10 protein-coding genes and 1 tRNA gene are annotated in these 15,641 nt (G+C 58.2%); 9 read left to right on the forward strand and 2 right to left on the reverse strand.

The features are described 5' to 3' along the window. The first annotated feature begins 28 nt into the window (after positions 1-28). The 6 genes from JS530_RS02500 to JS530_RS02525 all read left to right on the forward strand — a co-directional run bounded on the left by JS530_RS02500 (position 29) and on the right by JS530_RS02525 (position 7,188). The gene (locus JS530_RS02500) at positions 29-559 is read left to right on the forward strand and encodes a holo-ACP synthase (RefSeq protein WP_214375659.1); all 531 of its coding nucleotides are present in this window, start codon (positions 29-31) and stop codon (positions 557-559) included. Positions 560-685: 126 nt separating this feature from the next. Further along, entirely contained in the window at positions 686-2,665 is a 1,980-nt protein-coding gene (locus JS530_RS02505) for an alpha-amylase family protein (protein ID WP_214375660.1), read from the forward strand. 197 nt (positions 2,666-2,862) lie between these two features. Beyond that, a tRNA-Gly gene (locus tag JS530_RS02510) sits at positions 2,863-2,936 on the forward strand. A gap of 132 nt (positions 2,937-3,068) precedes the next feature. Next, positions 3,069-3,740 (forward strand): hypothetical protein, encoded by a 672-nt coding sequence (locus JS530_RS02515; protein ID WP_214375661.1) that lies wholly within the window; start codon positions 3,069-3,071, stop codon positions 3,738-3,740. Positions 3,741-3,874: 134 nt separating this feature from the next. Further along, positions 3,875-4,144, forward strand: a complete 270-nt coding sequence (gene rpsO / locus JS530_RS02520; RefSeq protein ID WP_109058111.1) for a 30S ribosomal protein S15 — start codon at positions 3,875-3,877, stop codon at positions 4,142-4,144. Positions 4,145-4,452: 308 nt separating this feature from the next. Next, a complete protein-coding gene (locus JS530_RS02525) occupies positions 4,453-7,188 on the forward strand; it encodes a polyribonucleotide nucleotidyltransferase (protein ID WP_214375662.1) in 2,736 nt (911 codons plus the stop codon). Between the two features lie 211 nt (positions 7,189-7,399). On the opposite strand, the gene JS530_RS02530 is transcribed toward JS530_RS02525, so the two are convergent. Both JS530_RS02530 and JS530_RS02535 read right to left on the reverse strand, forming a co-directional pair. Further along, complete coding sequence (locus tag JS530_RS02530; protein WP_214375663.1) at positions 7,400-8,116, reverse strand: ABC transporter ATP-binding protein; 717 nt, start codon at positions 8,114-8,116, stop codon at positions 7,400-7,402. 128 nt (positions 8,117-8,244) lie between these two features. After that, positions 8,245-10,002: an ABC transporter permease gene (locus JS530_RS02535; RefSeq protein WP_214375664.1), complete on the reverse strand. Its 1,758-nt coding sequence runs from the start codon at positions 10,000-10,002 to the stop codon at positions 8,245-8,247. A gap of 367 nt (positions 10,003-10,369) precedes the next feature. Between JS530_RS02535 and JS530_RS02540 the strand changes: the two genes are divergently transcribed. The 3 genes from JS530_RS02540 to JS530_RS02550 are packed head-to-tail and all read left to right on the forward strand — an operon-like array spanning position 10,370 to position 15,573. Next, on the forward strand, positions 10,370-10,948 hold the full coding sequence (locus JS530_RS02540) for a LemA family protein (RefSeq protein WP_214375665.1): 579 nt from the start codon (positions 10,370-10,372) through the stop codon (positions 10,946-10,948). Next, positions 10,948-13,212, forward strand: coding sequence for a DUF2207 domain-containing protein (locus JS530_RS02545; protein WP_214375666.1), 2,265 nt, complete (start codon positions 10,948-10,950; stop codon positions 13,210-13,212). Before JS530_RS02540 ends, JS530_RS02545 begins: the two co-directional genes overlap by 1 nt. A 6-nt stretch (positions 13,213-13,218) precedes the next feature. Then, on the forward strand, positions 13,219-15,573 hold the full coding sequence (locus JS530_RS02550) for a DUF2207 domain-containing protein (protein WP_214375667.1): 2,355 nt from the start codon (positions 13,219-13,221) through the stop codon (positions 15,571-15,573). Positions 15,574-15,641: the final 68 nt, after the last annotated feature.

Below are 15,641 nucleotides of genomic sequence, written 5' to 3' on the forward strand. Positions count from 1 at the left end.
CGATAGCGATAGTGGAAACGGTGATGATATGGGTATCTGTGGATTAGGGCACGACGTAGTCGATGTTGCCGCATTCACCGAGCAGTTGGGCGAGCCGGGTTCGCATATGCGCGCGCTGTTTTCCGTGCGCGAGCTGCGCCAAGCCGCCAGTCGTGCGCGTGTGAAAAACGATGGTGAAGCCGTACATTTGGCCGCCAAGTGGGCCGGTAAGGAAGCGTTGCTCAAAGCCTGGTGCGAAGCGCTGGGGGAGAGGCCTTATCCATTCACGCTCGATAACTTTCCATGGCGCGAGGTGGAAATCCTTGATGATTCGCGTGGGGTGCCTCATGTAATGCTCTCAGGTGATGCGGAGCGTGCGTTCCGTGGTACTCGTGGTGGGGGATCCCCCTCGGTTGGTTCTTCTGCTGATGCCACTGTCGATCCCGCGGTGGAAAACAATGGGGATTCAGTCTTCCAAACTGATTACGCGGGTTCGATTCCCGTCATTCATATCTCGTTAAGCCATGATGGTCCGGTGGCCTCGGCTGTAGTCATCCTGGCCGATGAATGCGCCGATTGATGATGGGCCACTGAAATACGCGAAACCTCGGAGTGTCGCGCATACCGCTGTCGAACCGGTTCGATACTATGGTTTTCAACGTCAAACGGTTGACGCGGGCAGATACATGGGACGAAGGAGTTTCCGATGGCTCAGGGTAACCAATCGGTAGAAAACGCAACCAACGCAGCCAAGGCTAAGGCAACCAAAACTACGACTGCACAAGCAGCAAAGAAGACCGCGCGATCGGCAGCAAAGCGCACGACTGCAGCCAAGGCCGCCGCGACCAAGCGCCACGCTCCAAGCCCGGTCTTCCTCTCCCGTCTCGACTCCCACAAGGCCGAGCTCGAAAGCCTCTTCATGAGCCTGTATGGCGAGCGCGAAACCGCCGCCGAAGACTTCAACGCACTCCTCGAATCCATGGCCGCCGCCTACGCCGACCGTCCAACCGATCTGAAGCGTCTCGACAAGAGCCGCGAACAAGACCCCGAATGGTACAAGCGCGGCGACATGTTCGGCATGACCATGTACACCGACCTCTTCGCCGGCGACCTCAAGAAACTTGCCGACAAGATCCCGTACTTGAAGGAACAAAAGCTCACGTACCTGCATCTGATGCCATTGCTGCAGATGCCGCACCCGAACAACGACGGTGGCTATGCAGTCGAGGACTTCGACAATGTGGATCCGAAGCTCGGCACCAACGAGGACCTCGCCGCGCTCGCCAAGAAGCTGCGTCGCGCCGGCATCAGCCTGTGCATCGACTTCGTGATGAACCACACCGCCTCCACCCACCGCTGGGCCAAGGCCGCACAAGCCGGCGACCCGGAGTACCAGGACTACTACTTCTGCTACGACGACCGCACGGTCCCAGACGAGTACGACGCCCACGTGCCACAGGTCTTCCCGAACACCGCTCCCGGCAACTTCACTTGGAATGAGCAGATGAACAAGTGGGTCATGACCCAGTTCTACCCATTCCAGTGGGATTTGAACTACCGCAACCCCAAGGTGCTTGTCGCCATGATGGGCTCCGTGATGCACCTTGCCAACCTTGGCGTGGAAGTCTTCCGCATCGACGCCGTGCCGTACATCTGGAAGGAACTCGGCACCAACTGCCGCAACCTGCCGCAGGTGCACACCATCGTGCGCATGCTGCGCATCATCCTCGAATGCGTTTGCCCGGCGGTGGTGCTCAAGGGTGAAGTGGTGATGGCTCCGAAGGAGCTCGCCGCCTACTTCGGCACCCCGGAAGCCCCCGAGTGCCATATGCTCTACAACGTCTCCATCATGGTGAACCTGTGGAGCGCGCTCGCCAGTCGCGACGTGCGCCTGCTCAAGAACCAGATTGATCAGTTCGATGCTTTGCCTGACAACTGCTGGTTCGTCAACTACCTGCGCTGCCACGACGATATCGGCTGGGGCCTTGACGAAGATGTGGAACGTTATCTCGACATCGACCCGCTCAAGCACAAGGAATTCCTGTACCACTTCTACGAGGGCGCGGTTCCCGGCAGCTGGTCGATGGGCGAGCTCTACAACTACGACGAAGCCACCCGCGATGCCCGCAGCTGCGGCACCACCGCATCGCTCACCGGCATCGAAAAGGCCATCATCACGCACGACAAGCCGCTGTATGAGACCTCGATCAAGCGCGACCTGCTGATGCACCAGACCATGGCATTCCTTCGCGGCTTCCCGATGCTCAATTGCGGTGACGAGATCGGCCAGCTCAACGGCTGGGATTACAAGGATGACCCCGATCGCGTGGAAGATAGCCGCAACCTGCATCGCAGCAAGTTCGATTGGGACAAGGCCGCGCTGCGCAAGAAGGCCGGCACGCTGCAGAACCGACTGTTCAAGGGCATGGAAGGCCTGCGTGAAGAGCGTCACGATCCCTGCTTCGCGCCGGACGCCTGGGTCTCCACTTGGGATACCTTCAATGACACCGTGCTCGCCGTGGTTCGCAAGGTCGATGACGCTGTGCTGGTTGGCCTGTTCAACTTCTCCGAACTTGAACAGCATATCCATCTGAACCCGGGCGCCGACGAGCAAGGTGACGCGGTGATCAAGGAACCGCTCGACGCCGACCTCGCCCCGTACGAGGCTCGCTTCATTCACCTGTGATAGCTGCTCGTCCCTGAGCCGCCGGCTCTCCTCGCCATGAGGGGAGCCGGTTTTCGTGTGGGAGGTCGCATGAACGGTCATATTGGCGGTCGCGTGGACGATGGTTTTGGAACAACATGTACGACCGGCCGCCGGGACTTGCCGCTTTCCGAGGGTTGTGTATAATGTCTCAAGTCGCCAAAAGCGACGCCCTACACGCGGATGTAGCTCAATGGTAGAGCCTCAGTCTTCCAAACTGATTACGCGGGTTCGATTCCCGTCATCCGCTCCAGTCAAGAACCGTTGGAATGCCAACGGTTCTTTTGTTTTTCTTCGTTGGTCTTCGGTTTTGTGATTCCTTGCCGCTAATGTGGTATGGCAGATAAGTAATAGGCGAATCACGACGCAGTAGACGAGGCGGTGCATGGTTAACGAACCGAACGAAGCCACGGAAATCGTTGGCGGCAAGGTTGAGAAGGTGGAAGTCTCCAAACATCCCGAGGCTTCGATTCCGGTCACCGAACTGTCTTTGGCGGACATCGAGCGTCGCCGCTCGCATCCCGCACGTTGGATTGCCGTTATCGTCGGGGTGCTGGTGGCCATCGTCGCGCCCTACTGGTTTGGCCGCACTCTTGCCGTCAACAATACGGATGCAGTGGTCGCAGCCCTGGGCGGTATTGATCCGCGTGGCATCGCGCTGGTCGGCTGGGCAGTGGTGGTGATTGCCTACGTTGGCCTTGCGATGGCGGTGGTTGTCTCGCCGTCATGGCCGTGGCTCATCGTATTCGTACTGGGGCTTGCGGCGGAACAGTTCGTAGCTGGCCTGAGTATGCTCAACCTGAACTTCTGGTACTCCACATACGTGGTGTACGGTGACCAATCGAATCTGGCCAATGCCGCGAACCTCGGCATTCTGGCATCCGCGATAGGCATCGCCGTGTACGCGGTGATTTTCGTGGGATTGCTGGTGATTATCAAGAAGACCTCGCCGCTCAATGTGCTGACCAAAAGCTGGGCGAGCTTTATTCTGTACTTTGTGATTGAGGCGCTGGCATTGTTCGTGGTACTGTTCGGCGGCTTGCTGACTGTAGTCTGATATCGACTGACAAGGCTGCGCAGTCCGCACCTTGCCGTAAAGTTCTCATTTGGCGTGATTCCGCCCGCGGATAGAGAGCGTTTCGAGCGAGCCCGCACGAAACACCGCGCAACGACCGAATTAAGGAGGATGCCGTGGCACTGACGGCTGAAGAGAAGACCCAGATTATCAACGAGTACGCAACGCACGAAGGTGACACCGGTTCCCCTGAGGTTCAGGTTGCCCTCCTGTCCAAGCGCATCGCCGACCTGACCGAGCACCTGAAGCAGCACAAGCACGACCACCACTCTCGTCGTGGTATGCAGCTCATGATTGGTGATCGTCGTCGTCTGCTTGACTACCTCAAGCGCGTCGACATCAACCGTTACCGCTCCCTCATCGAGCGTCTGGGTCTGCGTCGATAATTGAAGACTTCCGCCCGAGTGCCTAGGATGGTACTCGGGCGTTTTACATATCGCCAGCCAACGGCAACGACAGCAAGAGGGTTAGAGGATAGGCCGCAAACAGCACCGCACGATATTGAATGTGATCGAGCCTGGTGCTGAAGTTCGTGTAAGTGAGGCCGAAAAGAGAACCCGAATGAATGGGTTGACACGAGGGACGACGGCCAAGGGGCCGTTCGCAAAGGTATGTGACGTCCGCTGAAGAGGACATGCGGCATGAAGCCGCAATGGTATGTAGGAATAACAGAACAATACAAAGGAGGAACCCTATGGAGGGTCCCGAAATCAAGGCCGTTGAGGCCGTAATCGACAATGGATCGTTTGGCAAGCGCACGCTGCGCTTCGAGACCGGTCGTCTTGCACAGCAGGCTGATGGTGCTGTGGCCGCCTATCTCGACGACGATTCCATGATTCTGTCCACCACCACCGCCGGTTCCAGCCCGAAGGAGAACTACGACTTCTTCCCGCTGACCGTGGACGTGGAAGAGAAGATGTATGCAGCCGGCAAGATCCCGGGCTCGTTCTTCCGTCGTGAAGGCCGCCCGAGCTCTGAGGCCATTCTCGCTTGCCGTATCATCGACCGTCCGCTGCGCCCGCTGTTCCCGCACACGCTGCGCAACGAAGTGCAGGTTGTCGAGACCGTGCTCGCTGTGAACCCGGATGATGCCTACGACGTTATCGCACTGAACGCCGCCTCCGCTTCCACCATGATTTCCGGCCTGCCGTTCTCCGGCCCGGTTTCCGGTGTGCGTCTGGCTCTGATCGACGGCCAGTGGGTCGCCTTCCCGCGTTGGAGCGAGCGTGAACGCGCCGTGTTCGAGATCGTGGTCGCTGGCCGCGTGATCGAGAACGGTGATGTCGCCATCGCTATGATTGAGGCCGGTGCCGGCAAGAACGCTTGGCACTTGATCTACGACGAGGGCCAGACCAAGCCGGACGAGACCGTTGTGGCTCAGGGTCTTGAAGCTGCCAAGCCGTTCATCAAGGTGATCTGCGAGGCTCAGAACGAGCTCAAGGAGAAGGCCGCCAAGGAAACCAAGGAATTCGAGCTCTTCCCGGAGTACACCGACGAGCTGTACGCCCGCATTGACGAGATTGCTCACAAGGATTTGGACGAAGCGCTCTCCATCGCCGAGAAGTTGCCGCGTCAGGATCGTATTCACGAGATCAAGGAACACGTGCGCGAAGTGCTCGCCAACGAGTTCCCGGAGCTGGATGATGCCGAGAAGGACAAGGAACTCGGCAACGCGTTCAAGGAGCTGCAGCGCCAGATCGTGCGTCGCCGCATCCTGACCCAGGACTACCGCATCGACGGTCGTGGCCTGCGCGACATCCGTACCCTGTCCGCCGAAGTGGACATCGTGCCTCGCGTGCACGGCTCCGCTCTGTTCCAGCGCGGCGAGACCCAGATTCTGGGTGTCACCACCCTGAACATGCTCAAGATGGAGCAGCAGATCGACGCTTTGAGCGGTCCGCAGTCCAAGCGCTACATGCACAACTACGAGATGCCGCCGTACTCCACCGGTGAGACCGGTCGCGTCGGCTCCCCGAAGCGCCGCGAAATCGGCCACGGTGCCTTGGCCGAGAAGGCTCTCGTGCCGGTGCTGCCGAGCCGCGAAGAGTTCCCGTACGCTATCCGTCAGGTCTCCGAGGCCATTGGCTCCAACGGTTCCACCTCCATGGGTTCCGTGTGCGCTTCGACCCTGTCCCTGCTCGCCGCCGGCGTGCCGCTGAAGGCTCCGGTTGCCGGCATCGCCATGGGCTTGGTCTCCGGTGATGTTGATGGCAAGCACATCTACAAGACCCTGACTGATATTCTGGGTGCTGAGGATGCGTTCGGCGACATGGACTTCAAGGTGGCTGGCACCTCCGAGTTCATCACCGCCCTGCAGCTCGACACCAAGCTCGACGGTATCCCGGCTGACATTCTGGCCGCCGCCCTGCAGCAGGCCAAGGAAGCCCGCACCACCATTCTCGAGGTCATCAACGAGTGCATCGACGGCCCGGCTGAGATGAGCGAATATGCTCCGCGCATCATCACCACCACCGTGCCGGTTGAGAAGATCGGTGAAGTCATCGGCCCGAAGGGCAAGATGATCAACCAGATCCAGGAAGACACTGGTGCCGAGATCGCCATCGAGGATGACGGTACTGTCTTCATCTCCTCCGAGGGTGGCGAAGCCGCTGAGAAGGCCAAGCAGATCATCGACTCCATCGCGAACCCGCACGTGCCTCAGGCTGGCGAAACCTACAACGGCAAGGTCGTGAAGACCACGTCCTTCGGCGCTTTCGTGAACCTCACCCCGGGCACCGACGGTCTGCTGCACATCTCCCAGATTCGTAACCTCGCCAACGGTGAGCGCATCGACTCTGTGGAAGACGTGCTCAAGGAAGGCGACACCGTTGAGGTCGTCGTACAGGGCGTTGACGATCGCGGCAAGATCTCCCTGGCTATCCCGGGCTTCGAGGATCAGGAGAACAACGCCGGCCGTGGCAGCCGTGGCGATCGTCGTGGTGGTCGTGGCTCCCGTGACGACCGTCGTGGCGGCCGTGGCCGTGGTCCCCGTGATGACCGTGATTTCGATCGTGATGATCGCGATGATGATCGTCCGCGTCGCCGCCGTCCGGTTGACCATGACGATTTCGATGATGATTACGATGATCGTCCGCGTCGCCGCCGCTCTGCTGACCGTGACTTCGACGATCACGATGATGACCGTCGTGGCTCCCGTGGCCGTGGTCGTGGCTCCCGTGATGACCGTGATTTCGATCGTGATGATCGCGATGATGATCGTCCGCGTCGCCGCCGCTCTTCCGACCGTGGCGACCGCGATTTCGATCGTGACGACCGTCGCTCCTCGAGCCGTGGTCGTGGTCGTGGCTCCGACCGCAACCCGCGTTACGCCACCGACGACAACTACGATGACTACCGCGCCGATCGCGAAGAGCGTTCCGAGCGTCCGCGTCGTCGCGTCCGTCGTGACTTTGATCCGTTCGAGGACTGATGTCCTCTCACGGATCCGTCGCGGCATAGCCGCTCCCCTCACCTACGGGGAACCCGCCGGGTTCCCGCTTGACGGTTCGGCATTCGAGGACTGATGTCCTCTCACGGATCCGTCGCGGTGATTACAGCAACCGCTGAAATCACCAGTGAGCACTAAAAAAGGACAGACCGAATAGGTCTGTCCTTTTGCTATTGCGCTTAACTTATGACAGTCACCGCTCGCGAAGCGGGGCGAGCTGGAAGACCTCGTCGGATTGGGCGGCGACTTCCGGACTGTGCGTCACGATAATCACGCACTTGCCTTCGCGGTGCGCCAAATCTTTGAAAATCGCCATAATGTCGTCTTGCGTAGCCAGATCAAGATTGCCGGTGGGCTCGTCGGCCAGAATAATCTGCGGGCCGTAGCTCAATGCGCGCGCAATCGCCACACGTTGCTGTTCGCCGCCCGACAGGTGCAAAATACGCTCGTTCAGATACTCCGGCTGCAGGCGCACCTTTTCAATGAGCTCGGCCGCGATCTCCTTCTTCGGCTTATCGAAGGTCTTGCCGGAGGCATCCATGGAGAGGATGATGTTCTCCGCCACCGTGAGCGCCGGCAGTAGATTGAAACTCTGGAAGATCACTCCGATGTCGTGGCTGCGGAACCGGTAGCGGTCGGCTTTGGCCAAATCCTCGCCGTTATGCAGCACGCGGCCCTTGGTCGGCGTGGTGAGCCCTGATAGCAGTGAGAGCAGCGTGGTCTTGCCGGCTCCAGATGGTCCGGTGATGGCAATGACGCGGCCGGTGCGGAACACATAGTTCTTATCGATGAGCACGCGCTTGCCGCCCTTGGAATATGAGTAGGAGACATGCTCCAGTTCCAAAGCCGGGGCAACGGATGCGTCTGCGATAGGCGCAGACTCGGTAGTGGTTGCAGTTGCAGTATCCATAATGAAGTCCTTAACGAAGTGGGGTATACCTACACGGTGTGGTAAAAATCCCACGGTGTGGTCTTCGAAATGGCGTAATTCCGCCAATGTATAGTTCAGGAAAACCACACCGTGGGGGATTGGATATTTTATGAACGGTCGGCGAGAATCTGCAGCGGCTCGTAGCGCATCACAAACACGATGCCAACCAGCGCGGAGATCAACGTCAATCCAAGGCCGATGAGAATCAGCTGGCCTACTACCTTAAGATTCACGGTGGCATTGATTTCGCTGACATAGTCCACGGCTTGGCGCATGCCGCCGGGTCCGCCTTGCTGCGAAGGCTGATTATTATTCTTGGTTGACTGTGCGGATTCGCTGGATTCGCTGGACGAACTGGAGCTGCTGTCGCTGCTGGACGACGAGTCGGACGAACTGGACTGCTGTTCGCCGCCGGGGCCACCGCCCATGTCCGCAGCGCGACCGAACTGCTGCTGTTGGCTGGAAGCCTCGGATTCCTGAGCGGACACCTGAGAAGCCAGCAGCTGGTTCGATACCGGCACGGATGCCACCGCGCCGCCTGCCACACCAAGCGCGATACCGCACATCGTCACAATCAACAGCTCAATAACAAACTGTGCGGCGACCTTGGCTTTCTTGACGCCAATGGCGGTGAGCACGCCGACCTCATACTTGCGTTCGCGAATGTTGAACAGATTCAGCACCACGAGCACCACAGCGCCCACCACGAGCACCACGATGAGCAAGGTCAGCGCGAACTTGGCGAGGTTATCGAGCGGCACCAAGCTGGACTCGTACTGTTCCACGTCCGCGGACTGCACGGTATAGGTGTCGTCCAAGCCGGCGGCCTTCACATCGGCGGCGAAGGTCTCATAGTCATCGGCATTGGCAAGCACATACGTGTAGTTGAGCTGGGTGGTGGTGTCGTCGTTATCGTCGTTCGCAGTGGTGTCGGCATCCAATCCGAGCGACTTCAGCGTGGATACGGAGGTGTAGATCGCGTTATCCGCATCCTGCGATGTGCCGCCCATCGGTCCCATCGCATTGGTGTTGCTGGAGGTGGAGTTCTCGTAGATGCCGCAGATAGTCAGCGTATAGGTGAGCGAAGTGTCGCTCGGATTGGTCACGGTGATGGTGTCGCCCACGGAAAGATTGTTGAAGTCAGCCAGGGTCTTCGAGATGATGACTTTGCCGTTGTCGGATTCGCCGTAGCCGAACACTTCGCCGCTCGACATGGTGAACGAGCCGTTGGACGCGTTGGCGATGGCGGTGTCTGAGGAGAAACCGGTCAGGGTGAAGTCACCCGAGGTCATCATATTGCCAGGGCCGCCTCCCTGGCCTTCGCCCTGACCTCCATTGCCGCCCGGCCCCTGCTGGTTGTTGCCGGAGTTGGAATCAGATGAGCTGGACGAGTCGGAGGACGAGGAATTCGAGGAATTCGCGGCATTCGCCGTGCTGGACTCCACCGGCTGGAATGCATCAGTACCGGAGACACCGGTGCTTTCGGAGTAGTACGAGCTCACCGACACACTGGACGCCTTCTGATACTTCTGATAATCAGCCAGGGTCAGGCTGCTGCCCTCGAGTGCGCTACGCATCGAATCAAAATCAGGCGCGGCATCGCTGGAGTTGGAAGAGGAATCAGAGGAGTCTGATGAGCTCGACTGTGATTCGCGCGCCTGCTCCATCAGCTTGCTGCGATCCACGCTGATGGTGGCGGTCACAGAGGTGTTCGCCAATCCGGTCTCGCGTGCGGTGCTTGCCGCATTGCGAATGGCGAGACCGATGGTAGCCGCCGCGGCGATGATCGCCACGATCAGCACAATCAGAATATTGCGGCCCTTGTTCCGTATCACGGTTTTCCAGGCATTGTTCAACACAAACATAGACAGATCCTTGAATGATCAGCACGGTACCGGAGCATCCGGTGCCGCAGCATTATGGTGATTCGCAAGTTCCCCGCGAAACAGGCTGTCCGCACGGAACTTCTGCCCCTAACTATCAGCGGTGATGATGATTGCGCGCTTATGCTGTGCTGGTAGTCATAGACAAACTCCGTTGCACTTGACTGGAACATTCCTGAACGCTTGCTGAACCATCTGTTGCGCGAATGCGAATAATCGTTCGCGCCTCCTCGCTTTTCGCGCTGACTCGTGAAAGAATGGGCATGAACAGTAATCCGGTACTATCCGTCCGGCCGAGAAGGGGAAACGCGACTCGGTAAGGTCTATTGAGACCAGCAAGGGAGCAGTTATGAGCACAGGTGCAATCATCGGCATTGTCGTAGTCGTCATTCTCATAGTCGTGATTGGTTGGGGCATCAGCGCCTACAACGGCCTGGTGACGCTCAAGAATCGTGTGAAGAACGGTTGGGCACAGATTGACGTGCAACTCAAGCAGCGCGCCGATCTGATTCCGAACCTGGTGGAAACCGTTAAGGGTTACGCGTCGCACGAGTCTCAGGTGTTCACTCAGGTGACGCAGGCTCGCGCCGGTGTGGTGGCGGCAGCCAGCGATCCGAATGCGACTGTTGCGCAGCGTACCGTCGCGGAAAACCAGCTGTCGCGTGCACTGGTCAATCTGCAGGCGACTGCCGAAGCGTACCCGGCTTTGCAAGCCAACCAAAACTTCATGGATTTGCAAGGCCAGCTCAAGGAACTGGAGAACAAGATTGCGTACGCCCGCCAGTTCTACAACGATGTGGTGCTGAAGCTCAACACCGCCATCGAAACAGTGCCAACCAACATCATCGCCGGCCTGTTCCACTTTGAGCAGGCGCAATACTTCCAGGTGGATGAAGCCGCTCGCCAGGCGCCGCAGGTCAAGTTCTGATGAAGAGGCGTTTGGTTCGCGCCGCTATCTTCAGTGTGACATTCACACTGCTGATTGGCGTCATTTTCTCGATGATTGCCATCGGTATTGCTTCGGGCAATGGTGGCGGCGATCTGAGCTATCGCACGCTCGACTATGATGTCGCCATCACCACCGAAGGCGACCTCACTGTCACGCAGCATATCGACATGAAGCTCAAGCAGCGCGACGATGAGAACGGCGATACCAAGCCATGGAAACAGCTCTACCAGCAGTACACATTGCGCAGCGACAATCTTACGGATATCAGCGATGTCTATGTGCGAAACGTCACCGATGGCACCACCTACCAGCAGCAAACCAAGCTGATGATGCCGGACGATGTGTCCAGCGACGATGTTTGGGACTCCGATTACGCCGACCACTGGTATATTGCGGACGTGACCGCCGGCGAAAAGTTTGCTCGCCCCTACACGCCCGGCGAGGATGCGCTCGCTGTTACTGTACCGGGCGCCGAGAAGGCCATGCAGAAAACCGTGGAAATCGGCTGGAATATTCCCGCCACCACGTCTGCGGACTCGATGAAATTCGACGTTTCGTTCACCTTGCATAATGTGGCCACCCAGTGGAGCGACATTGCAAGCCTGCAATGGGAGCCGTTCGGCAAATCCAATCCCGTGCCCATCGGCACCGTGACCGGCACCGTGCACTTCCCGGACGAAATCACCAAAGACACCTCATGGGGATGGCTGCACACCGAACGCACGTCCGAAACCAGCCGGGCAGCGAACGGCAGCCTCAAGTTCAAGGCCTACAACATACATGCCGGTGACTATCTCGACGTGGTCGCCGCGTTCAAAGCCTCGCCAGACGAGACAGGAATCGCCCGGCGTATATCCGGCAATCATCTGGATGCGCTGAAGCAGAGCGAATACCTGCAGGAACAGCAGTGGCGCGAGAAGCAACGAACGATGGCTCGCGTGCGCGTAGCGTTGTGGATTGCGACTATAGCGCTCGGCATTATCTTCTGCGCATGGGGCATTGTGGCCGTCATCACCAGCAATAGACGGGCGCAATACCGTGGAGGCATCGAATACTGGCGCGACGAGCCCGGTGTCAGCCCGGCTGCGGCCGCACAGGTTATTGAGCTGGTGGAGCCGCCTAAGCGCTCGCGGCCAACGAACCGTAAACTCACGGCCACGATGCTGTCGCTCGCCGTCAAGAAAGCCATCGCCATCTATCCAGGCCCGGCGGATATGTATCGCGGCATCGATATGAGTCAGGCCACGCCGGTGGGGCTCAGCCATATGATCGACACGGATGCGAGCAGACGCCAAGCCTCCCGCATGACCAGTACCATCGTGATTCTGCCGCTCGCCATCGATGATGCGCCAAATGCCGAACAGTTGGGATTGAGCGAATCAGAGAACGCGTTGCTCAACCTGCTGATAGTCATTTCCGAGCGCGTCGGCTCACCGGTGTTCGACTTCGGCCAAATGAAGCAGGCCTGCAAGGGGTGGGAAGACGGCTATCTGGAGCTGGACAAGTTCACCAGCGCCTGCGACATCGAATACGCATACCTTGATGTCTCCCGTTCGCATGGCTGGCAGTCGATCGTTGCTGGCATTCTGGCCGGACTGGTTGGCTTCGGTGCGATGCTCAGCAACGCGATTCTTGGGTTCACGATGGTTGGCGTGATTATCGGCATACCGATCTTCCTTATCGGCATGTTCTGTGCTGCGGGTGGCGCGACACAGGAAATGACTGCACAAGGGCAGCAGATTGTCGGCAAATGCCTGGGACTCAAGCATTACATGGAGGATTTCTCCAGCTTCACCGACCGTGGTACCGCCGACCTGGCCATGTGGGATTGGTACATGGTCTACGCCGCCGCATTCGGCATCAGCGAACGTGTGGCCGTTGAACTGGCCAAGGCTTACCCGCAGGTGACTGATCCGCGTTGGCTTGACGACAATGCGTCCGACTCCACGCTCTACTGGTCGTATCGTTCGCATAGCTGGGATGATGATTCGCGCTATGGAATCGGTGCACGAGTGGGTGTGCAGAGCAGTGGCTTCGACGGTTCGCAGTATGTGCCGAGCCTGAGCTTCGACGATCTCGGCTCGCAGATCTCCTCCGGGTTTGCGGACATCACTTCCACTATCAGCGCCGCCGCGCTGAATTCGTCCAGCGGTGGCGGTTTCGGTTCCAGCGGCAGCTTCTCCGGTGGAGGTTTCGGCGGTTCCTCCGGTGGCTCCGGCGGCGGCAGCTTCGGAGGGCGTTAAGACGGTATGAACTGTAGGATTCCACGCGCCATTATTTCGTCGGTGCTCTTCACCGCTGTGGTGTTTGCCGTGATATTCATTGGCTTCTGGTTCACCGGAAGCCACTCGGATTTGCAATATCGCAGCGTCGATTATGACGTTACTGTGCAAACCAACGGGGATATCAAGGTCACCCAGCACATCGATATGAAGCTCGGGCGTCGCGAGCACGGTAAGCCGTGGAAGCAGCTGTATCAGCAGTACACGTTGAATCAGTCCGATTTGGCGGATATCACCGACATATCAGTTAAGAATGTGACCACTGGCGAAACCTATACGCGCACCACAACCGTGTTGCCGAGCGATGTGGCGAGCGATGCCGAATGGAACAGCAAGTATGCCGGTCACTGGTATGCGCAAATATCAGACATGCTGGGTGCCAATCCCAAGGAATACAAGCCCGGTGTCAACGGCATGCCTATATATTCGGACGAGACGAAATATGATGATTTCATCCAAGGTAATGCGCTGAAACGCCAACGTACGGTGGAAATCGGCTGGAATATTCCCGCCACCAAGCATGCGCACAGCATGAAATTCGACGTGACAATGACACTCGTCGGTGCCGCTCGCCTTCACACGGATATCGCATGGTTCCAATGGGAGCCGATTGCCGAAAACAATACGACGCCAATAGGGCGCGTGACCGGTACCGTGCGTTTCCCGAAGGGGATTACTGCAAAGAATTCCTGGGCTTGGCTGCATTACGCTGGTTCTTCGTCCACCTCCCGCGATGCTGACGGTACGTTGCATTTCAAGGCGACCAATGTGGCTGCCGGGCGCTACTTGAATCTGCTGGTGGCTTTTGATTCCTCGGCGGTGCGCGACACGTCGAATGGTGCCGTCGGTGCAAAGTACGAGCCGGCGGGGGAGTGGATTCGAACGCGCGACTATCCGGGATTGCAATCGCTGAGGAAACTCGAATCCGAAAAGTTAGCCAAAGCTCAAGCCGAGCAGCGTAAGACTGTGGGGACCTGGGCTATAGTGCTTGGCTTGGAATTGCTGCTATGTGTAATATCGCTTGGATTGTCTGTGTTCGGCCGATGGCGCGCGCATGGTCCGCTGCACAGCAAACGAGTGACCTATCAGCGTGAGGTACCAAGCCTCAAACCGACCACTGTGGCGAAAATCGCTGATATTCTTGGCATTGCGAAATCAGGCGACGTGGAGCATCGTCAGCTTGCCGCCACGATGCTGTCGCTGGTATCCAAAGGCGCCATCGCACTGTATCCTGGTCCGGCCAGATTATACGGTGTCGACGAAGCGAAAAGTTCAGGTGCTATGACGTTGACTCCGCATGTGGCGTTGCAGGCGTTGGAGACGTTGGAGACGTTGGAGACGGATGGCAGTGACGGCTCATATACAGACGGCGGCGTGCGCCCGGTTACCGAGAAGGAGCTGAAGAGCACCAGTACGATTGTGCTGCATCCGGTTCGTCGTAGCCAGCGGAAGCCAAAACCGTTGACCAAGCCAGAACATATGCTGCTGCGCATTCTGGAGTTCATCGGCAAGGATCGTGGCACGGATACGTTTGACTTGAATCAGATGCAGAAGAGCTGCCAGGGGTGGCGAGATGGCTATAAAGCATTGGAGCGATTTACCGATGCCTGCAGCGAGGAGTGGAACAAACGTAGGATTGCGCGGTCCATTGGCGGTATGGCGGCTTTCTTTGGCCTCAGTGCCGTGTTCTATGGCATTACTGCCGCAGTGATTTATCTGGGTATCGGCAATCTGACGCTGTCGCTTATTATGGGCGTGCCCGGCATGCTACTAGGCTCCTTTGCTTTCCTAAGCGCGCCTCGGGAAATGTTCACCAAGAACGGTAGGCATTATGGCGAGGAAGTGGCTGGTTTCTATCGGTATCTTACTGATTTCAGTGATTTCACCGACCGTGGTGCTCTTGACTTGGTGCTCTGGGACCAATACCTAATTTATGCCACCGCGATGGGTATTTCCCACCAGGCTTTGCGGGAGCTCGCCAAAGCCTATCCTCAGGTCAGTGACCCCGAATGGCTGGATACTCATGCGTCCGATTCGCTGGTCTACTGGGATTATCGCTCCACTTCGCTGTTCGGTTCCTCTGTAGGTTCAGGCGCCTCGAATGCTCTTGATGCAAACAGCTTCACCTCGGGCATTGCCGGCAATTACGGCGGCATTACCGATTTGGGATCGCAGCTGAGTTCAGGTTTGAGTGAGATCGCTTCTGCGATTCACGCGTCGGCTCCTGTGGATACCAGTGGTGCCGGTTCCGGCAGTTTCTCCGGCGGAGGTTTCGACGGTGGCGGCGGTGGTTCCGGTGGCGGCAGCTTCGGAGGACGCTGATTGATTGTGCGGCTCGTCGAAAAAACCGGGGGCTGTCTGTGCAGGAGCCATGAAGCGGTTATAGTGGC

This window comes from Bifidobacterium colobi (assembly GCF_018555455.1).
In the GTDB taxonomy this organism is placed as follows: domain Bacteria; phylum Actinomycetota; class Actinomycetes; order Actinomycetales; family Bifidobacteriaceae; genus Bifidobacterium; species Bifidobacterium colobi.